The organism is Dyella sp. S184 (assembly GCF_009766065.1).
GTDB lineage: Bacteria > Pseudomonadota > Gammaproteobacteria > Xanthomonadales > Rhodanobacteraceae > Rhodanobacter.
This window is the reverse complement of sequence record NZ_LMUE01000003.1, coordinates 470,801-491,191: the sequence shown is the minus strand read 5'-3', so window position 1 is coordinate 491,191 and position 20,391 is coordinate 470,801. Positions and strand designations below refer to the sequence as shown.

The window sequence follows — 20,391 nt, the reverse complement described above, 5'->3', positions numbered from 1 at the left end:
GGCCATGGAACTGTTCTCGATCCTCGGTAACTCACAGCAGCTGGATGGCGGCGCGATGTTTGGCAACGCGCCGCGTGCGCTGTGGTCACGCTGGATCAAGCCGGATGCCGAGAACCGCATTCCGCTGGCCTGCCGCTGTCTGCTGGTGAAGAATCTGGATGGCAGGAACGTGTTGTTCGAGACCGGCATTGGTGCGTTCTTCGAGCCGGCGCTGCGCGAGCGCTATGGCGTGGTCGAACCGCAGCATGTACTGCTGGATTCGCTGGCCACGGCGGGTTTGAAGCATGAGGACATCGACGTGGTGGTGCTTTCGCACCTGCATTTCGATCATGCCGGCGGTCTGCTGGCGGCATGGCAGGAGGGCCAGCCGCCAAGGCTGTTATTCCCGAACGCCCACTTTGTGGTGGGTGCCGAGCACTGGCGCCGCGCGCTCAAGCCGCATCCACGCGATCGCGCCTCGTTCATCCCGGAACTGCCTTCGCTGCTGGAAGCCAGCGGTCGGCTGGAACTGGTCGAGGGCGAGTATTCGCATACGCTGGGCAAGTCGGTGCGCTTCAGTTTTTCGGACGGTCATACGCCAGGCCTCATGCTGGCTGAAGTCGGTGGGGTGGTGTTCTGTGCCGATCTGATACCGGGCCGCTTCTGGGTGCATCTGCCGATCACAATGGGTTATGACCGCTGGCCGGAGAGGCTGATCGACGAGAAAAGCGCTTTTCTGGAAGACAAGCAGGCACGCGATGTGCGGCTGTTCTTCACCCATGATCATGACTGTGCACTGGCGCGCGTGACGTGTGACGCACGTGGTCGTTTTGGCACGATAGACGAAGTGCGTGAGTTGCACGGTTCGCCGCCACCATCTGCAGTGGGAGCGACTTGATGAAATTCGGCAAAGCGATATCCATACGCGGCCTGGCGTGCAATTTCGCCGGCGCGTTGCTGGTCTTTGCTGGCATAGGGCTGGTGGCGATGAGCGCACGCAGCCTTATCAACTATCGCACCGCCGCCGCGCGCCATGGTGGCGAAGTAATCGATCTCGAACACAATGCGAATCCGCAAGCCGGCCAGTACGGAGCGATGGTACGGATGGTCGGTACGCCGAACGTGGTGGAGGCACCACGCGATCCGGATTTCAACCTGCGGGTGAACACCCCTGTGCTGGTGCGTCACGTGGAAATGTTCCAGTGGCGCGAGATCCGTATCGGCGACAGCGTGCACTACGAGCTGGACTGGGTGGATCACCCAATCGATGCCAGCCACTTCGAGGATTCGGCCAGACATGCCAACCCCTCCAGCTTTCCGCTCAGCGGCAAGCAGTTCGATGCCGGACTGGTACAGATGGGCGGGTTCAAGTTGTCGTCACAGTTGCTGCATGCGCTGCCCGGTTCCGAGCAGATCGCGCCGGATCCAAAGCTGCTGCCGGCGAACCTCGCGGCCAGCTTCAGTCCCTACCAGGATTATCTGGTAACCAGTGCGCACCCGGGTGACCCACGGCTGGGCGACTTGCGGGTGAGTTGGGACGAAGTGCCAGTGCAGCAGGTGACCGTCATTGCACGCATCGACGGTGATCGGCTGGTCGCTGCTGCCGATGCTGCCGACGGCAAGGGTTATGACGTGGAAGTCGGCCAGGTGCCGTTGCTCGACGTGTTTCCTGACCTGCCGGTGCCACCGGAATTCGTGCTGGGTGGTTCCATACTGGCTTTATTGCTGGCAGCGCTGGGCGCGTTTCTGCTTTTGATGACGCATCGTCAACGGGGTGACGTGCTGCTGGCGCTGGCGTTGGGGTCGCTGGCCGTGGGCGCGGTGGCCAGCGTGCTGTGGCTGGGCAACGACACGTCCATGCTCTGCGCATGGCTGGTTGTCGCGCTGCTCGGCCTTGTCACAGCGATCTGGCGCGTGCGGCGCCATGCGCTGCTGGATCAGCGGTGACCCAGCCAAAGTCGGGCGCCGCTCAGGCGCCCGCTGTGATGCGCAGCGGGTTGGTGTGTTCGATGAACCACAACCCGGCAAACAGTTTCGGGTCGATCGAATAGCCCTCGGCGGCACGCGCGAACAGCCAGGCACCAGCCTCGCGGCGCGGCACCTCGTGCACCACGATGTTCTCGGTCTCGTCACCGCCACCGGGACCGACCTTTTCCAGCCCCCATGCGCGCACGAAGGTGATCATCTCGGTACTCATGCCTGACGATGACGGGCCGCAGTGGACGAATTCCACCCGCTGGCAGCGGTAGCCGGTTTCTTCCTCCAATTCGCGCTGGGCGGCCAGCAGCGCGCTTTCGTCGGCCTGATCAGCCACGTCGCCGACCAGGCCGGCCGGCATCTCGATGGTGTTCTGCAAGATCGACACGCGGTACTGCTCGACGAACAGCACGTTGTCGTCCGCCGTCACCGCAAGGATGATCACTGCACCGCCGGGATTGTTGCGCTCGGCATATTCCCAGCGGCCGCGCTTGCGCAGGCTCAGCCAGCGGCCTTCGCACAGGGTTTCCACCGGAGCGCTGGCATCGGCGGGAATGCGGTTTGCGGAATCGTTCATCGGTGGCCACGGATCAGAAGGCAGCGCACATGTTGACGTGCGTGGCCGATCGCCACAACCGGCATGACTGACTCAGCGCAGCAGGGCGCGCAGGCGGCTGCGGGTGAAGGCACCGAAGCGCAGTTGTTCGCAAAGATTGTCGAGCTGGCCCGGCTCATGGGGACGGCGCAGCAGCGCGTCGGCCATGGATGCGCCTGGGGCATCCAGCGCGATGCGGGTGAGCCGACGATACAGTCGCGCCTGTTCGGCATGCTCGCGCAGTTTCGCGGCGCAGGTCGCGGCGCCGCGCAGGCGCAGGAAGGCTACTTCGTCGATGCGGTCGAGCAGGGTATCCAGGCTGCCAAAGTGGCTGAGCAGGGCGGCAGCGGTCTTCGCGCCGATACCGGGCACGCCGGGGATGTTGTCCACCGCGTCACCACACAACGCGAGATAGTCAGCCACCTGATGCGGATGCACGCCGAGCTTCTCATGCACGCCGGCTGGCCCCCAGCGCACGCTGCGGGCGTAATCCCACTGCTCGTCGTGTTCGCCCAGCAACTGGCCGAAGTCCTTGTCGGCGGAGACGATCACGCTGCTCCAGCCAGCAGCGCGCAGGTTCCACACCGTACTGCCGATCAGGTCGTCGGCCTCGAAGCTATGGTCGATCATCAGGTGGATGCCAAGCGCCTCGGTGACCGCGCGGCACTGCACGAATTGCCGTTCCAAGTCGGGTGGCGGCAGCTCGCGGTTGGCCTTGTAGGGTGGGTAGATCGCGTTGCGGAACGAGCTGGTCAGCGAGGCATCGAACGCCACGGCAATGTGCTCGGGCTGCGCGCGCTCCAGCAGTTCGCACAGGAAGCGGGTATAGCCGTGCACCGCGTTGACTGGATGGCCATCCGCATCGAAAAATTCGTTCGGCATCGAATGCCAGGCGCGGAATACGTACAGACTGCCGTCGACCAGATGGACGGCAGGAGGTCTGGTCGTCGACGTGCTCACGGTGTCCATGTGCTGAGCAGGTCGGCCAGCGCCGGGCGATCGCGGTCGGGTACATCAAGCTGCGGCGTGCCCAGGTGGACGAAACCGATCACGTGCTCGTGCTGCGCCAGTCCGAGGATGGCCGCGACCTCGTTGTCGTATGCCGCCCAGCCAGTCAGCCATTGCGCACCAAGGCCCAGCGCATAGGCTCCGAGCAGCAGGTTGTAGGCCACGTTGCCGGCGCAGAGCTTCTGCTCGATTTCCGGCACCTTGCTCTGCGAGTCGATGCGCGCCACGACCACCAGTACCAACGGCGCGAAGGTATAGCGCAGGCGCTCCTTCTCCTGCTTGGCCTCGGACAGTTCCGGGTTGTTGCGAATCGCGATGGTAGCCAGCTGTTCGCCTAAACGCAGTTTCGCGTCGCCCTGCAGCCGGATCAGCCGGAACGGCACCAGCTTGCCGTGATCGGGCACGCGGATCGCCGCTTCCAGCAGCGCATGCAGCGTCGCCTCATCCGGTGCTGGCTCACCCAGTTGGCGCGAAGGAACGGAATGGCGTTGCTGGAGCAGGGATAACGAGCGGGACATGGGGAAACCGGATGGGCGAAGATGTCCATGCTAGCCCGCAAATCGACGCTATGCGATTGGCGACGATGATATTGCTGCGCTTGACTTCACGAGCATGTTGGCCTTTGGCAGGTCACAAATCAGGCGTAGGATGGCTGCACAGAGGGGCTTCTTCTTATGAAGCGATGGTTGATCTGCATGGCCGCATTTGCCCTGCTGGCTTTCGCGCAGCGGGGAGCTGCGCGCGTTCATGCCGAGTCCGGCCCGGTCAGCCTTCATGTGAGCGCGCTGCCGGAGGGTGTCGATCCTGCCGCGGCCGCTGTAACTTCGGGCACATTTGATGCTGCCTTCAAGCCAATCAAAAGCGATGATCTGGTATTTGTGAAGAGTGTTGCGCGCTGGTACCGCCTGCAACTTCAGGCCGACTGGCACGAACGCAGCCTGCCGCTACTGGTGATCCAGAATGCGCGCTTCCAGCCAGTGACGTTGTACGCTGCGCCGGAATTCCAGCCGATAAGCCAGTACCTTGCCCAGAGCGGTCGCGATCCGCGCTTCTCGCGGCGCGCCCTGGTATTCGAGCTGTCACGGAATCTCGGCGCCGCCCAGAGCACTTATCTAAGGGTGCCCGCTTCCACCAAGCGCACACCGTTCACCGCCGAGGTCTATTCCGAGGAATCTTATCAAGCTGCCGATATCGGCTGGGCGCGGTTGATGACGTTCTTCGAGGCAGTGCAGTTCACCATGATCCTTGTCGGATTGACGCTATGGGTGGCATTGCGAGAAAAGCTGTACGGGTTCTTTGTCGGTTACCTGGTGCCGCAGTTTCTTTACCTGATGGTCTCCAACGGTGATATCTACCTGTTGCCTGGCGGCCAGTGGCTGGAGCCATGGGGCATCCGTGCGCTCTGGTTTGTGGCTGCCTTGAGCACACCATTCGCGCTGTCGTTCCTCATCGAGTTCTGCCAGATGCGACGCATCGTCCCGCACTTTGCACGCGTGCTTTCCTGGTTGCGCATGCCTTGGGCAGTGCTGACGCTGACGGCGTTGCTGCCCATGAGTGTCCACAATGGCAACAGTCTGCAGGCGGACATCGGCAATATGCTGTATCTGATCTGCGGAGCGGTGGCGATTCTCGCAGTGGTCGTGGCGTGGCGGCGCGGTAGTGTGGCGGCCGGCATCTTTTTGCTGGCGTGGAGCCCGCAGTCGGTGTTCACCGCGCTGCGCGCGGGGCAGCTGCTGCTGCGGGTTCCGCTGCCAACATGGCTCGAATTTGGTCTGCCGGCGGTAATGTCGTTGTCCAGCCTGGTGCTCACACTCGGACTGGGAGTATCCACTCTGCAGATGCGACGTGAACGCGATCATGCGCGCGATGAAGCACAGCACGATGCCTTGACCGGATTGCACAACCGTCGTGCGTTGATGGTTCGTATCGCCGAAGCATTGACCGCTGCACGTCAGGCACGACAGTCGCTATCGCTGATCTTTCTCGATCTGGACCACTTCAAGATCGTCAACGATCTCCATGGACATCTCATCGGAGATGCCTGCCTGCGCATCGTGGCCGAACGCATCCAGTCCGAACTGCGGCCGGGGGATATCCTGGCACGCTGGGGCGGCGAGGAATTCGTGGTGTTGCTGCTCCATACCGGACGGGACGAGGCCGAGACCATTGGTGAACGCATCCGTTGCCGTGTCGACTCCAACACCATCCAGGCTGGCGGCGAGTCGGTCAAGCTGACGGTTAGTCTGGGCATTTCCGGTTTCGCAGGCGCAGGGCCGGAATCGCCCGAACAGCTGATCGAACAGGCAGACGCCGCGCTGTATCGCGCCAAGTCAGATGGCCGCAACTGTCTTGTCGTGCATCCGACGTTCGCCGCGACGGCTTGAGGTCGATACGTTTGGCGTTATGCCGAAAGCGGTAGTTTGAACGAACCAGGCAGCAGCGCTCCCACGGTGGTTTCCTGCTGGTCTCCGCGCAGATTGCCCAGCACGACCGGCATCGCCTCATCACACAGTTCGGCCATCACCTGGCGGCAGGAGCCACAGGGACTCACCGGGCCGCTGGTATCGGCGATCACCGCCAGAGCGGCGAAGTCGCCAGGCTGGCAGCCGGCAGCGATCGCGCTGAACAGTGCGGTGCGCTCGGCACAGTTGCACAGGCCGTAGGCGGCGTTCTCCACATTGCAGCCGCTGAACTGGCGGCCATCATGGGTCAGCACGGCGGCACCGACCTTGAAGTGCGAATACGGTGCATAGGCCCGTTCGCGCGCGTCACGCGCCAGTGCCAGCAAGTCATCGAATGTGTTCGGGGATACGGACATCGGGATCTCCAGCAATGACCCCGTGCAGCGCCTGTGGCTCGTGCCGGCGGGCCAGCTTACTCTTTTGGCCTTGGTCGGATCAAAACCTTGGCCTCGAGTCCCGCTAAGATGTCCAAACCACTTGAAGGGGGTTGCACCATGCCGATCACCGTAGCCGCTTTGCGTGAGACCGCTGCCGGGGAACGGCGCGTGGCGATCACACCCGAGATGGCGAAGAAGCTGCGCGGCAAGGGCCTGCGCGTCTTGCTGGAACACGATGCCGGTCGTACCGCCGGTTTTCCTGACAGCAGTTATGCTGAGGCCGAGTTTGCCGATGCCGCCAGCGTGCTGGCGCAAGCCGACCTGCTTGCCTGCGTATTGCCACCGGCTGACACCGTGTTCGCCGGCTTGCGCGAAGGCAGCGTGGTGGTCGGGCAACTGCGCCCGTATGGTGCGGCCGAGCGCGTCGCCGCACTCACCGCACACAAGCTGACCGCGTTTTCGCTGGAGCTGCTGCCGCGCACCACCCGTGCACAGGCGATGGACGTGCTGAGCTCGCAGGCGGCGGTGGCCGGTTACCGCGCCATGCTGATTGCCGCCGAGGCTTCACCGAAATTCTTTCCGATGCTGACCACCGCCGCCGGGACGATTCGTCCGTCCAAGGTGCTGGTGATCGGTGCCGGCGTGGCCGGCCTGCAGGCGATCGCCACGGCGCGCCGGCTCGGCGCGCAGATCGAAGGTTATGACGTGCGTCCGGAAACCCGTGAACAAGTTGAATCGCTGGGTGCGAAGTTTCTTGAGCTCGGCGTCAGCGCCGCCGGCAGCGGCGGCTATGCGCGTGAGCTGTCAGCAGAGGAACGCGCTGCGCAGCAGCAGGCGCTGGCCGAACACCTGAAATCGATCGACGTGATCGTCACCACGGCGGCAGTGCCGGGGCGGCCGGCGCCGAAGATCCTCACGGCAGCCATGGTCGATGGCATGAAGCCGGGTGCATTGATCGTCGATCTGGCCGCCGAAGGTGGCGGCAACTGCGAGCTGACCCGGCCAGGCGAGCGGGTCGAGCATGGCGGGGTGACGATCCTGGGGCCGCTCAACCTGCCCGCCGGGGCACCGCTACATGCGTCGGAAATGTACGCGCGCAACGTATTCAATTTCGTCGAGCTGCTGGTTCACGATGGCGCGCTGCAGCCTGACTTCAACGACGAGCTGGTCGCCAAGAGCTGCCTGAGCCACGCCGGCGAGACCCGCTTCAGCAGCGGTTGAGCGGTTGCATCGAATCACCCCGCCTTGCGCGGGGTGATTCGATGTGTGGTGTGCGGGTCAGCGTCCGCCGGGCGGCGGCCCGTTGTGACCGGACTGCTTCATCCACTGCAGGCGTTTCGCAGGAGGGATGGCGTGCCATTGCTTGATCAACTGCTCACGCTGTTGCGGCGGCAGCTGTTGAAAGCGTTCAAATGCGGCGTGCAGCTTCGCACGCTGTTGCGGCGGCAGTTGCTGGAACTGGCGGCGGTTTTCGCGCGTCTGCTTGCGCTCCTGCGGGGTCATCAGCTGCCAGCGGGCGATGCGCTCGCGGATTTCTTCCCGTTGTCCCGGTGGCAAGGTAGTCCACTGCTCGGCGCGCTTCAGCATGGTGGCCTGCCGGCGCGGTGGCATGGTGTCCCACTTGTCCTGCAACGGCGACAGAACATCGCGCTGTGCCGGATCGAGGCTGTTCCACGGCCGCGGTGGTGGTGCATCCTGCGCGCGTGCGGGCGCGGCAGCGACGCTGCCGAGGAGCAGCGCAGCGAATACCAGCGGCAGGATCGAGAGGCGGAATCTAATCATGTCTCAGCGATTTGCCGACTGACTGTTCTGATCGTTCTGACTGTTGTTGGCAGCCAGCCAGCCATAGAAATCCAGATTCTGGTAGAGGTTCGGATCGGTCTTGTCGGCATCAGGCGGCAGCTCGTTGTCCACTTCGGCGCTTTGCTCGGGCGTATTGATGGCCTGGTCCGCTGGCGCCGCGCCGTGGCGCGGCAACGGCTGCCATACCATCAAGGCAGCCAGTGCGATCGCTGCGAATGCGCCGGTCGGAATCAGCCAGCGGGCGGTATGGTGCTGCGGCGCCTGGGCGGCAGCCAGCGCGTGTCGCCGCGCCGCGCGCAGCCGACCGGCAGTGACGGGGTCGATGCGCTGGGCGGCCTCGTGATAGAGCTCGCGGGCGCGTTGTTCGAGTGGTTTGTTGTGCCGGTTGTCAGACCGGTTTTTATCGGACGAGGTCATCGCCAGTCCTCCAGTAGATCGCGCAGATGATGCATCGCGCGTGACAGATGGGTTTTCACGCTGCCTTCGGAGCAGCCCATGGCCAGCGCGGTTTCCGCCACGTCCAGCCCTTCCAGCATGCGCAACATGAAGGCCTCGCGCTGGCGCTGTGGCAGCTGCCTGACTGCGGTGGCCATGTCGGCATACGACTGCGCGTCGTGCAGTCGGTCGAGCGGGCCCGGACCCTGGTCGGCGGGTTCCCACGCGGGCAACTCGTCACCGTCGTCATCGCGGCCCCCGCTGAGCCAGCCCACCACGATCGAGCGCACTTTGCGGCGGCGCTGCAGATCGACAATGCGCCGGCGCAGGATGCCCCAGAACAGCGGTGGCCATTCCGTGGCGGGTTTGTCACGGTAATGCTTGACCAGCCTGAGCATGGCGTCCTGCACCGCATCCATGGCGTCCTCGCGATGGCGCAGTTGCAGCTCGGCCATGCGAAAGGCGCGTCGTTCCACCTGCGCCAGGAATGCGTCCAGCGTAGCCGGTGTCGCGCGTGCGTCTTCGCGCAACAGTTCCGCGTCGAGGGTGCTGACCATGCTGTTCATGGCCGCAGCCTCCGCATCGTCAGGTGGCGCATCCTCAGGCTCCAGCGGTTCGACTCCCGTGATCAACGCGGCAGGCTCGCACGGGTTGACCGGCACCCGTATGATGCAAACACAACGTCCTGGCGGGCGGCTCTCATAAGGGATGAGTCATGATCGACGGTTTCCTGGCGCTGTATATCTTCATGCTGGCCGCATTTACCGGCTATGAAATCATCGCGCGGGTGCCGGTGATCCTGCACACGCCCTTGATGTCCGGTTCCAACTTCGTGCACGGCATTGTGCTGGTTGGGGCGATGATTGCGCTAGGCCATGCGCAGACGCCGTTCGAGATCGCGATCGGCTTCATCGGCGTCCTGCTGGGGGCCGGGAACGCCGCTGGCGGCTACGTGGTAACCGAGCGGATGCTGGAAATGTTCAAGTCCAGCAAGCCTGACGCCGGCAAGGGGGCCAAGTGATGACCTGGCTGCCGACCCTGATCAAGGGCTGTTATTTCCTTGCCGCACTGCTGTTCATCCTCGGTCTGAAACGCATGAGTTCGCCGCGTACCGCGCGCGGCGGCATCGTGTGGGCGGGCTACGGCATGCTGCTGGCCGTGCTGGCCACGTTCTTCCTGCCGGACATGCACAACCGCAGCCTGATCATCGCCGCCGTGCTGATCGGCGTCAGTGCCGCCTGGTGGAGCGGCAAGCGCGTGGCGATGACCGCGATGCCCCAGATGGTGGCCCTGTACAACGGCATGGGCGGCGGCGCGGCGGCGGCGATCGGCGCGGTCGAGCTGATCGGCTACGTGCGCACGCTGGCGATCCTGCATCCGCCGGGCATTCCGGATACCTCGCCGCTGCGGCCGGAGAGCTGGGCGATCAATGCGTTGGCACAGGTACCGGCCCTGGTCACTCTGACACCGGTCGAACTGGCGCTGGGCGTGCTCGGTGCACTGATCGGCGCGGTGAGTTTCTCCGGTTCGCTGATCGCCTTTGCCAAGTTGCAGGGCTGGCTGGACAAGCGCTTCGTTTTCCCCGGCCAGCGCGTGGTCAATCTGCTGTTGCTGGCAGCGGCGGTGGTGATCGGCATCCTGTTGGCCTGTGGTCATGCCAGCCTGCCGCTGATCGCGGCGTTCTTCGTGCTGGCGCTGCTGTTCGGGCTGATGATGACGCTGCCGATCGGCGGCGCCGACATGCCGGTGGTGATCTCGCTGTACAACGCGTTCACCGGACTGGCGGTGGCGTTCGAGGGTTTCGTGCTGGGCAACGAGGCAATGATCATTGCCGGCATGGTGGTGGGCGCGGCGGGCACATTGCTGACCCAGCTGATGGCCAAGGCGATGAACCGCTCGATCGGCAACGTATTGTTCGGCAGCTTCGGTGCGGCCGGTGGCGAAGCGCAGGCGATCGAGGGTGCGCAGAAACCGATCGACGCGGCCGATGCGGCGGTGATGATGGCTTACGCCGAGCGCGTGGTGATCGTGCCCGGTTACGGCCTGGCGGTGGCGCAGGCGCAGCACAAGGTGTGGGAGTTCGCCCAGTTGCTGATCAAGCGCGGGGTGAAGGTGAAGTTCGCGATCCACCCGGTGGCCGGCCGCATGCCGGGCCACATGAACGTGCTGCTGGCCGAAGCCGGTGTACCGTACGACCTGATCGCCGACATGGATGACATCAACCCGGAATTCCCGGCCACTGACGTGGCGCTGGTGATCGGCGCGAACGACGTGGTCAATCCGCTGGCCAAGACCGATCCGGCGTCGCCGATCTACGGCATGCCGATTCTCGACGTGAGTGCGGCGAAGCACGTGATCGTGATCAAACGCGGCAAGGGTACCGGTTTTGCCGGCATCGAGAATGCGCTGTTCTACGCCGACAACACGCGCATGTTGTACGGCGACGGCCAGGCGGCCGTGGGAGAACTGGTGGCGGAGCTGAAGGCAGTCGACGCCTGATCCGGCGTCAGCCGCTTAACGCTTGCGCGGGGCACGCCAGGCCAGCCATGCGGCCAGCAACATGGCCAGCAAGGCCCAGACGATGTCTGCCGGCGCCAGTGCCAACCGCGTCAGCTGCCACAACAGGCCGATGCCGGCCGTGCGCAAGGCATCGACCAGCCCCATGCCCATGTTGCCGGCGATCTGCACGGCAGCGATCAGCATGTTGACGTAGATCGCCGCCAGCGCCGTGGCGACGGCAGCCAATACTGCGGCACCGCCGCCCGGCGCGCGCACGCCGTTCCGGATCGCCCAGGCCAGCAGCGCGCCGCACAACAGCGCCAGCCATGGCATCGGGTGACCCAGGTACAGCGTCACGACCATCCACGTTGCGCCGGCGGCCAGTCCCAGCATGACGGCGATGAACAGGGCGAACACAAACAGCAAAACGGTGCGCGCGCTCATCGGCGACCGTACGGCGGGACGGTTGGGAACATGCATTTATCCATCGGGCAAAGCGGCCATCATAACGTGCAACAAGCCGCTGGCCGAAGCCGGCATGCGGCGTGAATCCTTGATTTCAGTGGTTCCGGCCTGATCTTGGAGAAGCGTGCCCGGACAGCGGGCGGCATAATAGACAACCTGGGTGCGACGCATGGTCGTGCCCGCAGATACAGGATTGGCGAGTCGCATGAGTGGTTTCAGTCTGAGCAGCGAACCTTTCACCCTGTTGCGCGACTGCGCAGCGGTGATGGTGCCGCAGGGTGAGGTGGTGAGCCTGCCGGCGGGCCAGATCGGCTACATCACCCAGGCACTTGGCGGCAGCTTCACCGTGTACGTGGAGGGCAACCTGTTCCGCATCGCCGGCAAGGATGCCGAGGCGCTGGGCAAGGAACCGCCTGCGCCGATCGAGGTGGCTGCTGATGCCACCGATGCGGACGTGGAGAAACTGGCGTGGGACCAGCTGCGGACCGTGTTCGATCCGGAGATTCCGGTCAACGTGGTTGAGCTGGGGCTGGTCTATGACCTCAGCCTGGAACAGACCGAATCAGGTGAGCGCAAGGTTTACGTCAAACTGACGCTGACTGCGCCCGGCTGCGGCATGGGCGACATCCTGGTGGACGACGCCCGCACCAAGCTGGAGATGATTCCCACGGTCACCGAGGCCGATGTGGATCTGGTGTTCGATCCACCGTGGAGTCACTCGATGATGTCCGACGCGGCCAAACTCGAGACCGGCATGCTGTGATGCCGGCTGGGCCGGCATCGATACGTTTGCAGCCGCTCAGCCGGTGGCTTCCTCGAAGCGGTTGGCGTCGCGGTTCTTGCGCACCTTGGCCGGATCCCACACGCGGCCATTCATGGTGATGTAGACGCCATTGGGCAGCGTCTGCACGGCAGCCACCGCGCAGCCGATGTTGAACACCGCATCGGAACACTGGAAACGCGCCGGGTTCAGCGCGCCGGTCAGCACGATCACCTTGCCTTCGATATGCGCCAGCTCGCGTGCGGTTTCGACCATGGTGTCGGTGCCGTGGGTGACCAGCACATGGCGATGCGGCTGCGCCTCGATCGTCGAACGCACCAGTGCACGGTCCTCGGCGCCCATGTGCAGGCTGTCCTTGCGCAGGATCGGAATTACGTCGAACTGGAATGCCACGCCGAGCTGGCCGAGGATCTCGCCGATCTGCGGCGCACCGATCTTGTAGTCCGACTTGTCGTCGAAATAGATCTTGTCGATGGTGCCGCCGGTGGTGACGATGGTCAGATGCTGCATGCGGGTGGCCGAATAGGGGGAAGGGCCATTTTAGCCCGTACGGGGCCGATAGGAGCGCACCCTGTGCGCGAATGCTCTTTGCCAAGGTGTGAACAAGAGCATTCGCGCACAGGGTGCGCTCCTGCCGAAAGGCGTCAGCCAAGCAGCAACGAAGTATTGCCAGCATCCGGTGTCGCCAGCCGGTTGAGGCCGTGGCCGACGAAGCGCTGCAGAGCTGCTGCCGGACGTTGATCGCCATGCAGGCTCGACCAGCTTGCCTGACGCGCCAGCAGCGCAGCACTCGCACAGCGCGCCAAGGTGATAGCGAGGCCGCGTGCGCCGGCTTCCAGCGTATCGCGCGTGGCCGCGTGCTGGTCGAGCCAGCGGGCGGCGGCGTCCAGCGTCTGCCGGATCGCACTGGCCGCATGCATGTCGTCGTTGCCGTCCAACCACGCGGCACTGGCTGTACGCAACGCGGCGAAGGTGTCGCCGGCCAACGCACGCAGGCTGTCCAGCGACAGCACGTTCGTCGTGCCTTCCCAGATCGCATACACCTGCGCATCGCGCAGCAGCTGTGGCAGGCCAGTGTCTTCGATGTAGCCGGCGCCACCGAAACATTCGAGTGCTTCCGAGCACAGTTTCACCGCCAGCTTGCCGGTCCACAGCTTGGCCAGTGGCGTGAGCAGGCGCAGAAGCGCTGCCTCGTGTGGCGCGGCAACACCATGTTCGACGCGACCGAGCAAGTGGGCGACTTCGAATGCGAGCGCAAACGCACCCTCGAACTCGGCCTGCATGTCGGCCAGCGTCTGCGCATGCAATGGCTGCTCGATCAACGGACGGCCAAACGCCTGCCGCCGCGTGGCGTAATCGCGTGCCAAGCTGATTGCGCGGGCCATGCTGGCGATGGCGCAGATCGCGTTCCAGGTGCGGGTGACGTTGAGCATCGGCGCCACCTGGCGCACGCCGTGGGCGAGCTCGCCCAGTGGCCACGCGGGCAGGCCGTCGAGATGGATTTCCGCAGTGGGCAATTCATGCGTGCCGAGCTTGTCCTTCAGACGGTCGATGATCAGCTCGGGCTTGCGCTGCTCGCCGTCCATCGTCTCGACATAGAACAATGCCAGCGCCGCCGTCCCCGATCCGGCGCCTTCGGGACGTGCCAGCGCTAGTGCCGCCTCGCCGACGACCGCCGAGCTGAACCACTTGCGCCCATGCAGCCGCCACTGGCCATTCGCATTCTGCCGCGCAACGGTTTCGGTGTGGCCGACGTCGGAGCCACCGGTGTTTTCGGTCATCCACTGGCCGCTGAGCCAGAAGGCCGAAGCATCGCGGCTGAGGAAATGCGGCAGCGCGCGATCGATCAATGCCTGGTTGCCGGCCGCCTTGATCGCGGTGGCGGCGCCGTCAGTCATCGCCAGCGGACAGGTATAGAACTCGCTGGCGAGGTGATACAGGTAGACGCGAGCGAACTCTTCCAGTCGCGCATGTGCACTGTCGGTGTGGCCGGCGGCGAGTACCGCATGACGAGTGGTGAGTTGCGGGCCTTCCAGCCATGCCGTGGTCAGCTCGATGCGATCGACCCGCTGCCCCCAGGCATCCCATCGTGTCAGTGCCGGTTTGCGGCGAATGCTATGCGTAGCTCGCAGCCACGCCATCTGCGCGTAATCACCAAGCGCGGCCAGATCGATATCCAGCGCGGCGCGGCGCTCGGCAGGCAAGGTGCGATCGAGCAGGGCATGCAGCAAACGATCGCTGTGCCAGGGTTGGGCGAGCTGCGGAGCGTCTTGCGTGAATCCCATGGGTTGGATCCTGGCATCCGGGTCGTTTGAGTATAAGTGCACCGTTGCGAAGAAGGCGGCAGGATACGGCTAGAATCTGGCGACTACATCTGCGACCACCGAACGCCATGAAAATCCTTCCGACACCGCGTGTGGTCGTGCTGATCCCCTGTTACAACGAGGCTGTGGCAATCGCCAGGGTGGTGCATGATTTTGCGGTGCAGTTACCGCAGGCGCGCATTGTTGTCTATGACAACAACTCGACCGATGGCACAGCCAAGATCGCCCGCGAAGCGGGTGCCGAAGTGCGAGCTGAGTGGTTGCAGGGCAAAGGTCACGTGGTACGGCGCATGTTTGCGGACATTGATGCCGATATCTACCTGATGGTGGATGGCGATGCCACTTATGACGCCGGCGACGCACCGGCGATGATCCAGCGCTTGCTCGACGATCGCCTCGACTTGGTGGTGGGCAGCCGTGTAACCGACCATGAGATGGCCTATCGGCGGGGCCACGAATTCGGCAATCGGTTACTCACCGGCCTGACTGGGTGGATTTTCGGGAGCAGTTTCACCGATATGCTTTCCGGCTACCGGGTGATGTCGCGCCGTTACGTCAAGTCGTTTCCGGCTCATGCGCAGGGGTTTGAAACGGAGACCGAACTGGCAGTACACGCGCTTGAGCTGCGCATGCCAGTGGCGGAGCTGCCAAGTCGTTACAGCGCGCGTCCCGCTGGCTCCCACAGCAAACTCAATACCTGGCGCGATGGCTGGCGCATCCTGCTGACGATCGCCAAGCTGACCAAGAACGGCAGGCCACTGGCATTCTTCTCGATTGCTTGCGCGCTGTGCATCCTGCTTGCCATTGGGCTGGTGGTGCCGTTGCTGGGGACCTATCTGGCCACAGGCCTGGTACCCAGGTTTCCGACGGCAATCCTGAGTGCGTCACTGGGCCTTCTCGGTGGCGTGTTCCTGGTCTGCGGGCTGGTGCTCGACACGGTGACCCTGGGGCGGCGCGAGCTGAAATACCTGGCTTATCTGGGGCATCCGCATTTTTGCGAACAAGACCGTGAGTCGTGACGCGCCCGCTTGACATAAAACGATTCAGTGGCAAGCGAGCATGGCTTGTCTGCATGTTGCTGGGCGCGTTGTATGCGGTACTCAGGGGGCAGGACGACGACTGGGATCTGAAGAACTATCACCTCTACAGTCCCTGGGCACTGCTGCATGGGCGGCTTGCGCTGGATCTTGCCCCGGCGGGCATGCAGAGTTTTTTCAATCCGCTGCCGGACCTCCCTTATTTTCTGTTGGGCATGGGCCCATTGCGGCATCTGCCGCATCTTCTCGCTGGGGTGCAGGGGCTGTGGTACGGCGGATTGGTCTTCGTGCTGCTGCAGATCGCCATACGGCTTTCCGGTGTCCGCGAACGTCCCTTTGGCGCGATCGATCTGCTGGCTGTATTGATCGGCGCCACTGGCACCATGGTGATGTCGCAGGCGGGCAGGAGCTCCAATGAAGTGCCGTTGGCCCTGCTTATCCTGCTTGGGCTGTATCTGTTGCTGCCGTTATGCGGATCTGCACCGGTATCAAAACCGGTACGGCGCGTGTTGCTGGCAGGTTTCTTGTGTGGTTTGGCCGTGGGTCTGAAGCCTACAGCGATGGTCTATCCACCAGCGCTGGGATTCGCGTTGCTGGTCGCCCTCGATGCGCGTGCGAGCACATGGCGAATGGCACCGATCTATGCCGTCGGCGCGTTGCTGGGTTTCATGCTGGTCTATGGTTGGTGGGGCTGGCAGCTCTATCGCCTTACCGGGAACCCAGTGTTCCCGATGTTCAACGAGCTGTTCCATTCAAATTGGGGCCCGGCAGTCAGCGATACGGATCGCTTGTTCATGCCGCGTGATCTGGGCCAGTGGCTGTTTTATCCGTTTTATTGGATAAAAATGAATCACGGCGTGGTTACCGAGCAAAACTCTGCAGATGGGCGTTATGCCCTGGAAATGCTCTCGGTGATTGTCCTGGTGGTGACTTCCTGGCTGACGCGCAGCCACCCGCTGGCAGGTGCGCGGGTGATGCGACTGCTGGTGGCATTCGTGGTGGTGGGGTACGTCTTGTGGCTAGGCCTATTTTCGATTCTTCGCTATGCGGTGCCGCTGGAGGTGCTATCCGGCCTGTTGCTGATGATGGCCTTGCAGGCATTGCCGGCCAGCAAGCAGGCCGATGGTACGTCGCGTCGCTGGCCGACGCGGCTCATGGCAGGCCTGCTGGTGCTGTTGTTCGTGTTTGGCAGATACCCGGGGTGGGGCCGCGGGCCCTATGCCAGCATGACCTTCGACGTGCATCCTCCGACGATTGAACGGAATAGCCTGGTATTGGTGGTCGGGCAGCCGGCGGCTTACGTGATTCCTTTCCTTGCCGATGCGCAGACCAGCCAGTATATCGGTCTGACCTGGTTCAACCGGCAGGCTCGGGGCTATCGCCCGGATGCGCTTGTCCGCGAACGCATCGCGGGTCATCACGGCACAATCTACGCATTGTTGCGTAACGACGCGGGCGTGGATCTGGATCTGCTTCAGCAGTTTCTTCCCGGCGCGCAGATGAGCAATTGCGAGCCGGTGCAGAGCAGTCTCGAACTCGACCGCAACGAAAAAGACGAGTCGAACGGGCTGCGGATCTGTCAGGTGAAGCGAGGCTGATTCAGGGCTTTGCCTTGCGTTTCACGCCAGCGCCCAAGGTGCCGATCAGCAACAGGGTGAGGATGATCTCGAGCAAGGCAAGCCAGCGTTCGCTGGACGAGCTCCAGCCTTCGGCGATGCCGTGACAGAAGTAGAACAGACTGAGGATGCCGACCCACAGCAGGGCGCGTCGCGCGTCGCGGATCGCCAGCAGCGGCAGCAGTAGCGGGATGACGGTGATCGCCAGCACCAGCCACATGGGCATGAGTTGCGCGGGAAACAGCCACGCATGCCAAACCAGTTGCAGCACAACCAACGCAGCCCAGGCGAGCAAGCCGAGCCGTTGCTCCGTCGGCAGGGGGATGCGTGCGCTCATGCGCCGGCCACCAGTTTGCGTGCGGTGTCGGCGAGCCGGCGCCCCAGCGCGCGGGTCAGCTCGCGTTCGTGCTCGCTGATCGGGTTGTCACCTTTGGCACCAGCGACATGACTGGCACCGTATGGCGTACCACCACTCTGTGTGGCGGTCAGCGCCGGCTCGGTATACGGTACGCCGAGCAGCAGCATGCCGTGATGCAGCAGCGGCAGCGCCATCGTCAGCAGGGTGGATTCCTGGCCACCGTGCATGGTGCTGGTGGAGGTGAACAGCGCAGCCGGTTTACCGACCAGCGCGCCGCTGGCCCACTCGGCGCCGGTCGAGTCGAGAAAATATTTCAGTGGCGCCGCCATATTGCCGAAGCGCGTGGGACTGCCCATGGCCAGTCCCACGCAGTCGAGCAGATCCTGTTTTTTCACATATGGCGCACCGTCTTCCGGCTCCGGCGGTTGTGCGACCTCGGTCACCGGCGCCACCGGCGGCACCTGGCGCAGGCGTGCACGCATGCCAGGCACTTCCTCGATGCCGCGTGCGATCAGTCGCGCCATCTGGGCGGTGTGGCCGCTGCGGCTGTAGTACAGAACGAGGATGTCCATGCATTTGGGGCATTCAGTGGCGATGCGCTAGTGTAACGAGTGATGCCGCCGATGTTGCCGTCGCGCCCAGCGCAGGATGGCAATCCAAGAAGGGATATCCATGGCTTTGCGTTACAACCGCGACCGCACCTCGAGCTTCAACCGCTTCATCTGGCAGCGCTTCGTCGACGACAAGTGCTTCGAGACTGCCGGTGCGCTGTCCTACACCACGCTGGTGTCGCTGGTGCCGCTGATGGTGGCGGCGCTGGCGATGTTTTCGGTGTTCCCGGTATTCGAGAGTGCACGCGATACCTTGCTCGATTTCGTCTTCCGCAGCTTCGTGCCGGCCGCCGGTCACCACATCCAGGATGCGCTGAAGGTATTTGCCAGCAACGCGAGCGGGCTGACTGGCATCAGCGTCCTGGTGATGCTGTTCAGCGCGATCTCGATGATGGTCAGCATCGAGGACCGGATGAACCGGATCTGGCGCGTGCAGCGCCCGCGTGGCTGGGTCTCGCGCCTGCTGCTGTACTGGGCTGCGCTGACGCTGGGGCCGATCCTGGTGGTCGGTGGGCTCGCGGTGAGTTCCTACATCACCGCGCTGCCCATGATTCAGGGCACGGCGGTTCAGCTAGGGCTGGGCGGGCGCCTGTTGCGGGGTTTGCCGTTCGTCGTCACCTTCATCACCTTGTGGCTGCTGTATGTGGTGGTGCCTAACCGGCGTGTGTCGAAGCGTGACGCCACGATCGGCGCGCTGCTCGGCGCGGTTCTGTTCGAGTTCGCGCGCTGGGGTTTCCGCTGGTTCGTGCACAGCGCGCATACCTACCAGCAGATCTATGGCGCGCTGGCGGCGCTGCCGATCTTCCTGCTGTGGATCTACCTGGCGTGGATCATCGTGATCCTATGTGCGTCGATTGCTGCGTCGATCTCATCCTTCGAGTATCAGCCAGCCAATAAAACCCTGCCGGAAGGGTCGGAGTTCCTCGGACTGATGGTGGTGCTGCGGCATTTCGTCGAGGCGCAGCGCGCGGGCGCCTGCGTGGACCCAGTGATCGTGCGTGTGCGCGAACCGTATCTGCGAAGCAGCCTGATCGCCGCTTATTTCGATGACCTGCGGCGTGCCGACCTGATCCGGTGTGGCGAGACGGGTGGCTGGTTGCTGAGCCGCAGCCTCGACAGTACCGACCTGCTGCGGATCTACGTCCATACCGGTTATCGTCTGCCATTGAAACCCGCTGAGGAGGCGGCGCAACTGGGCCTCGAGCTGCCCGACGAACTGATCGGCTTGCTCGCCAATGTAGCCGCCGCCCTGGATACCCAGCTGGGCACGCGACTGCATAAGGCCTTTCCTGCGCCGGCATCCATCGAATCCGAGGAAACTGCATGAAACTGTCCCAATCGTTCGCCGCGCTGACTTTCGCGCTGGCGCTTGCCGTGCCTGCCTATGCGGCGATGCCGGTGCAGCCCACGCTCAAGGTCACCACGCTGGATGGCAAGACCTTCGATCTCGCAGCACAGCGCGGCAAGTGGGTGATCGTCAATTACTGGGCGACCTGGTGCGTGCCGTGCATCAAGGAAATGCCGGATATCTCGCATTTCGTCGCTACCCACAAGAACGTCACGGCGATCGGGCTGGCGTACGACGACAGTGATCCAGCCGACATCAAGGCCTTCGTCGCCAAGCACCCGGTGGTATATCCGATCGCGCAGGTCACGCTGGACAAGCCAGCGAAGGATTTCGACGAGCCGCGCGGCCTGCCGACAACCTGGCTGATCAGTCCGGACGGCAAGGTGGCGAAACAGTTCATCGGTCCCGTCACGGCGGTCTCATTGACGGCGATCATCGGCGGTCAGTGATGCCGACGGCGAAGTTCATTGTCAGCGGTACCGTGCAGGGTGTGTTCTATCGTGCCAGCACCCGTGAACGGGCGCTGCAGCTTGAGCTGACTGGTCATGCGAAGAACCTGCCGGATGGACGAGTCGAGATATTGGCAAGCGGTGCGGCTGATGCCCTGGATGCGCTGGAGCTATGGTTGTGGGAAGGGCCGCCCGCTGCCAAAGTCGGAAGTGTCAGCCGGGAAACACTGATGCCACAGGATATCCAGGGGTTTCTTACGCGTTGAA

At 63.6% G+C, this 20,391-nt stretch carries 24 protein-coding genes; 12 read left to right on the top strand and 12 right to left on the bottom strand.

What is annotated here, in order from left to right; genetic code table 11:
- The first annotated feature begins 4 nt into the window (after positions 1-4).
- Positions 5-877, top strand: a complete 873-nt coding sequence (locus GSQ75_RS09905; RefSeq protein WP_158754479.1) for an MBL fold metallo-hydrolase — start codon at positions 5-7, stop codon at positions 875-877.
- Entirely contained in the window at positions 877-1,926 is a 1,050-nt protein-coding gene (locus tag GSQ75_RS09900; RefSeq protein WP_158754477.1) for a TMEM43 family protein, read from the top strand. Before GSQ75_RS09905 ends, GSQ75_RS09900 begins: the two co-directional genes overlap by 1 nt.
- A gap of 22 nt (positions 1,927-1,948) precedes the next feature.
- Here GSQ75_RS09900 and GSQ75_RS09895 read toward each other — a convergent pair whose 3' ends face one another.
- From GSQ75_RS09895 to GSQ75_RS09885, 3 genes are all read right to left on the bottom strand, one after another.
- Positions 1,949-2,533: an NUDIX hydrolase gene (locus GSQ75_RS09895; RefSeq protein ID WP_158754476.1), complete on the bottom strand. Its 585-nt coding sequence runs from the start codon at positions 2,531-2,533 to the stop codon at positions 1,949-1,951.
- Positions 2,534-2,605: 72 nt separating this feature from the next.
- Positions 2,606-3,511: a 5'-3' exonuclease H3TH domain-containing protein gene (locus GSQ75_RS09890; protein WP_256369801.1), complete on the bottom strand. Its 906-nt coding sequence runs from the start codon at positions 3,509-3,511 to the stop codon at positions 2,606-2,608.
- Positions 3,508-4,077 carry a nitroreductase gene (locus GSQ75_RS09885; protein ID WP_158754473.1) on the bottom strand — a complete coding sequence of 190 codons (570 nt, stop codon included), beginning with the start codon at positions 4,075-4,077 and terminating at the stop codon, positions 3,508-3,510. The genes GSQ75_RS09890 and GSQ75_RS09885 overlap by 4 nt, the downstream gene beginning before the upstream one ends.
- Positions 4,078-4,254: 177 nt before the next feature.
- Between GSQ75_RS09885 and GSQ75_RS09880 the strand changes: the two genes are divergently transcribed.
- Positions 4,255-5,943 (top strand): GGDEF domain-containing protein, encoded by a 1,689-nt coding sequence (locus tag GSQ75_RS09880; protein ID WP_158754471.1) that lies wholly within the window; start codon positions 4,255-4,257, stop codon positions 5,941-5,943.
- A 17-nt stretch (positions 5,944-5,960) separates the two neighbouring features.
- Here the strand turns inward: GSQ75_RS09880 and cdd are convergent, their stop codons facing one another.
- Positions 5,961-6,377 (bottom strand): cytidine deaminase, encoded by a 417-nt coding sequence (gene cdd, locus GSQ75_RS09875; RefSeq protein WP_158754469.1) that lies wholly within the window; start codon positions 6,375-6,377, stop codon positions 5,961-5,963.
- Positions 6,378-6,515: 138 nt separating this feature from the next.
- Here cdd and GSQ75_RS09870 point away from each other — a divergent pair, with 138 nt between their 5' ends.
- Entirely contained in the window at positions 6,516-7,619 is a 1,104-nt protein-coding gene (locus GSQ75_RS09870; protein ID WP_158754468.1) for an NAD(P) transhydrogenase subunit alpha, read from the top strand.
- A 57-nt stretch (positions 7,620-7,676) separates the two neighbouring features.
- Here the strand turns inward: GSQ75_RS09870 and GSQ75_RS09865 are convergent, their stop codons facing one another.
- From GSQ75_RS09865 to GSQ75_RS09855, 3 genes are read right to left on the bottom strand one after another with little or no spacing between them, the layout of a single operon-like run.
- Positions 7,677-8,180 (bottom strand): DUF3106 domain-containing protein, encoded by a 504-nt coding sequence (locus tag GSQ75_RS09865; protein ID WP_158754466.1) that lies wholly within the window; start codon positions 8,178-8,180, stop codon positions 7,677-7,679.
- A gap of 3 nt (positions 8,181-8,183) precedes the next feature.
- Positions 8,184-8,618, bottom strand: coding sequence for a hypothetical protein (locus tag GSQ75_RS09860; RefSeq protein WP_158754464.1), 435 nt, complete (start codon positions 8,616-8,618; stop codon positions 8,184-8,186).
- A complete protein-coding gene (locus tag GSQ75_RS09855; RefSeq protein ID WP_158754462.1) occupies positions 8,615-9,202 on the bottom strand; it encodes an RNA polymerase sigma factor in 588 nt (195 codons plus the stop codon). Before GSQ75_RS09855 ends, GSQ75_RS09860 begins: the two co-directional genes overlap by 4 nt.
- Before the next feature lie 149 nt (positions 9,203-9,351).
- Between GSQ75_RS09855 and GSQ75_RS09850 the strand changes: the two genes are divergently transcribed.
- Both GSQ75_RS09850 and GSQ75_RS09845 read left to right on the top strand, forming a co-directional pair.
- Positions 9,352-9,657, top strand: coding sequence for an NAD(P) transhydrogenase subunit alpha (locus GSQ75_RS09850; protein ID WP_008435546.1), 306 nt, complete (start codon positions 9,352-9,354; stop codon positions 9,655-9,657).
- Complete coding sequence (locus tag GSQ75_RS09845) at positions 9,657-11,135, top strand: NAD(P)(+) transhydrogenase (Re/Si-specific) subunit beta (RefSeq protein ID WP_158754460.1); 1,479 nt, start codon at positions 9,657-9,659, stop codon at positions 11,133-11,135. The genes GSQ75_RS09850 and GSQ75_RS09845 overlap by 1 nt, the downstream gene beginning before the upstream one ends.
- Positions 11,136-11,150: 15 nt before the next feature.
- Here the strand turns inward: GSQ75_RS09845 and GSQ75_RS09840 are convergent, their stop codons facing one another.
- Positions 11,151-11,579 (bottom strand): hypothetical protein, encoded by a 429-nt coding sequence (locus GSQ75_RS09840; protein WP_158754459.1) that lies wholly within the window; start codon positions 11,577-11,579, stop codon positions 11,151-11,153.
- 226 nt (positions 11,580-11,805) lie between these two features.
- Between GSQ75_RS09840 and sufT the strand changes: the two genes are divergently transcribed.
- Positions 11,806-12,363, top strand: a complete 558-nt coding sequence (gene sufT, locus GSQ75_RS09830; protein ID WP_158754455.1) for a putative Fe-S cluster assembly protein SufT — start codon at positions 11,806-11,808, stop codon at positions 12,361-12,363.
- A 36-nt stretch (positions 12,364-12,399) separates the two neighbouring features.
- Here the strand turns inward: sufT and GSQ75_RS09825 are convergent, their stop codons facing one another.
- Positions 12,400-12,891 (bottom strand): asparaginase domain-containing protein, encoded by a 492-nt coding sequence (locus tag GSQ75_RS09825; RefSeq protein ID WP_158754453.1) that lies wholly within the window; start codon positions 12,889-12,891, stop codon positions 12,400-12,402.
- A 134-nt stretch (positions 12,892-13,025) separates the two neighbouring features.
- Positions 13,026-14,666: an acyl-CoA dehydrogenase family protein gene (locus GSQ75_RS09820; protein ID WP_158754452.1), complete on the bottom strand. Its 1,641-nt coding sequence runs from the start codon at positions 14,664-14,666 to the stop codon at positions 13,026-13,028.
- Positions 14,667-14,773: 107 nt separating this feature from the next.
- Between GSQ75_RS09820 and GSQ75_RS09815 the strand changes: the two genes are divergently transcribed.
- Together GSQ75_RS09815 and GSQ75_RS09810 are read left to right on the top strand one after the other, a co-directional pair.
- Entirely contained in the window at positions 14,774-15,724 is a 951-nt protein-coding gene (locus GSQ75_RS09815) for a glycosyltransferase family 2 protein (protein ID WP_158754450.1), read from the top strand.
- Between the two features lie 53 nt (positions 15,725-15,777).
- Complete coding sequence (locus GSQ75_RS09810) at positions 15,778-17,340, top strand: hypothetical protein (RefSeq protein ID WP_158754448.1); 1,563 nt, start codon at positions 15,778-15,780, stop codon at positions 17,338-17,340.
- Position 17,341: 1 nt separating this feature from the next.
- On the opposite strand, the gene GSQ75_RS09805 is transcribed toward GSQ75_RS09810, so the two are convergent.
- Together GSQ75_RS09805 and wrbA are read right to left on the bottom strand one after the other, a co-directional pair.
- Positions 17,342-17,695, bottom strand: coding sequence for a DUF2069 domain-containing protein (locus GSQ75_RS09805; RefSeq protein WP_158754446.1), 354 nt, complete (start codon positions 17,693-17,695; stop codon positions 17,342-17,344).
- On the bottom strand, positions 17,692-18,288 hold the full coding sequence (wrbA, locus tag GSQ75_RS09800; RefSeq protein ID WP_158754444.1) for an NAD(P)H:quinone oxidoreductase: 597 nt from the start codon (positions 18,286-18,288) through the stop codon (positions 17,692-17,694). Before wrbA ends, GSQ75_RS09805 begins: the two co-directional genes overlap by 4 nt.
- A gap of 100 nt (positions 18,289-18,388) precedes the next feature.
- Here wrbA and GSQ75_RS09795 point away from each other — a divergent pair, with 100 nt between their 5' ends.
- Genes GSQ75_RS09795 through GSQ75_RS09785 form a run of 3 tightly spaced genes read left to right on the top strand, consistent with a single transcriptional unit; the run spans position 18,389 to position 20,390 of the window.
- Positions 18,389-19,654 (top strand): YihY family inner membrane protein, encoded by a 1,266-nt coding sequence (locus tag GSQ75_RS09795; protein WP_158754442.1) that lies wholly within the window; start codon positions 18,389-18,391, stop codon positions 19,652-19,654.
- Complete coding sequence (locus tag GSQ75_RS09790; protein WP_158754440.1) at positions 19,651-20,124, top strand: TlpA disulfide reductase family protein; 474 nt, start codon at positions 19,651-19,653, stop codon at positions 20,122-20,124. Before GSQ75_RS09795 ends, GSQ75_RS09790 begins: the two co-directional genes overlap by 4 nt.
- Positions 20,124-20,390 carry an acylphosphatase gene (locus GSQ75_RS09785; RefSeq protein ID WP_158754438.1) on the top strand — a complete coding sequence of 89 codons (267 nt, stop codon included), beginning with the start codon at positions 20,124-20,126 and terminating at the stop codon, positions 20,388-20,390. Before GSQ75_RS09790 ends, GSQ75_RS09785 begins: the two co-directional genes overlap by 1 nt.
- The last annotated feature ends 1 nt before the right edge of the window (position 20,391 follow it).

Bases quoted from the DNA above. Each gene is read 5' to 3' on its own strand.
- GSQ75_RS09825 (WP_158754453.1), bottom strand. From the start codon at position 12,891: ATGCAGCATCTGACCATCGTCACCACCGGCGGCACCATCGACAAGATC.
- GSQ75_RS09840 (WP_158754459.1), bottom strand. From the start codon at position 11,579: ATGAGCGCGCGCACCGTTTTGCTGTTTGTGTTCGCCCTGTTCATCGCC.
- GSQ75_RS09905 (WP_158754479.1), top strand. From the start codon at position 5: ATGGAACTGTTCTCGATCCTCGGTAACTCACAGCAGCTGGATGGCGGC.
- GSQ75_RS09785 (WP_158754438.1), top strand. From the start codon at position 20,124: ATGCCGACGGCGAAGTTCATTGTCAGCGGTACCGTGCAGGGTGTGTTC.
- GSQ75_RS09805 (WP_158754446.1), bottom strand. From the start codon at position 17,695: ATGAGCGCACGCATCCCCCTGCCGACGGAGCAACGGCTCGGCTTGCTC.
- GSQ75_RS09855 (WP_158754462.1), bottom strand. From the start codon at position 9,202: ATGAACAGCATGGTCAGCACCCTCGACGCGGAACTGTTGCGCGAAGAC.
- GSQ75_RS09845 (WP_158754460.1), top strand. From the start codon at position 9,657: ATGACCTGGCTGCCGACCCTGATCAAGGGCTGTTATTTCCTTGCCGCA.
- GSQ75_RS09820 (WP_158754452.1), bottom strand. From the start codon at position 14,666: ATGGGATTCACGCAAGACGCTCCGCAGCTCGCCCAACCCTGGCACAGC.
- GSQ75_RS09870 (WP_158754468.1), top strand. From the start codon at position 6,516: ATGCCGATCACCGTAGCCGCTTTGCGTGAGACCGCTGCCGGGGAACGG.
- GSQ75_RS09795 (WP_158754442.1), top strand. From the start codon at position 18,389: ATGGCTTTGCGTTACAACCGCGACCGCACCTCGAGCTTCAACCGCTTC.
- wrbA (WP_158754444.1), bottom strand. From the start codon at position 18,288: ATGGACATCCTCGTTCTGTACTACAGCCGCAGCGGCCACACCGCCCAG.
- cdd (WP_158754469.1), bottom strand. From the start codon at position 6,377: ATGTCCGTATCCCCGAACACATTCGATGACTTGCTGGCACTGGCGCGT.
- GSQ75_RS09895 (WP_158754476.1), bottom strand. From the start codon at position 2,533: ATGAACGATTCCGCAAACCGCATTCCCGCCGATGCCAGCGCTCCGGTG.
- GSQ75_RS09810 (WP_158754448.1), top strand. From the start codon at position 15,778: ATGTTGCTGGGCGCGTTGTATGCGGTACTCAGGGGGCAGGACGACGAC.
- GSQ75_RS09865 (WP_158754466.1), bottom strand. From the start codon at position 8,180: ATGATTAGATTCCGCCTCTCGATCCTGCCGCTGGTATTCGCTGCGCTG.
- GSQ75_RS09790 (WP_158754440.1), top strand. From the start codon at position 19,651: ATGAAACTGTCCCAATCGTTCGCCGCGCTGACTTTCGCGCTGGCGCTT.
- sufT (WP_158754455.1), top strand. From the start codon at position 11,806: ATGAGTGGTTTCAGTCTGAGCAGCGAACCTTTCACCCTGTTGCGCGAC.
- GSQ75_RS09880 (WP_158754471.1), top strand. From the start codon at position 4,255: ATGGCCGCATTTGCCCTGCTGGCTTTCGCGCAGCGGGGAGCTGCGCGC.
- GSQ75_RS09860 (WP_158754464.1), bottom strand. From the start codon at position 8,618: ATGACCTCGTCCGATAAAAACCGGTCTGACAACCGGCACAACAAACCA.
- GSQ75_RS09850 (WP_008435546.1), top strand. From the start codon at position 9,352: ATGATCGACGGTTTCCTGGCGCTGTATATCTTCATGCTGGCCGCATTT.
- GSQ75_RS09815 (WP_158754450.1), top strand. From the start codon at position 14,774: ATGAAAATCCTTCCGACACCGCGTGTGGTCGTGCTGATCCCCTGTTAC.
- GSQ75_RS09885 (WP_158754473.1), bottom strand. From the start codon at position 4,077: ATGTCCCGCTCGTTATCCCTGCTCCAGCAACGCCATTCCGTTCCTTCG.
- GSQ75_RS09900 (WP_158754477.1), top strand. From the start codon at position 877: ATGAAATTCGGCAAAGCGATATCCATACGCGGCCTGGCGTGCAATTTC.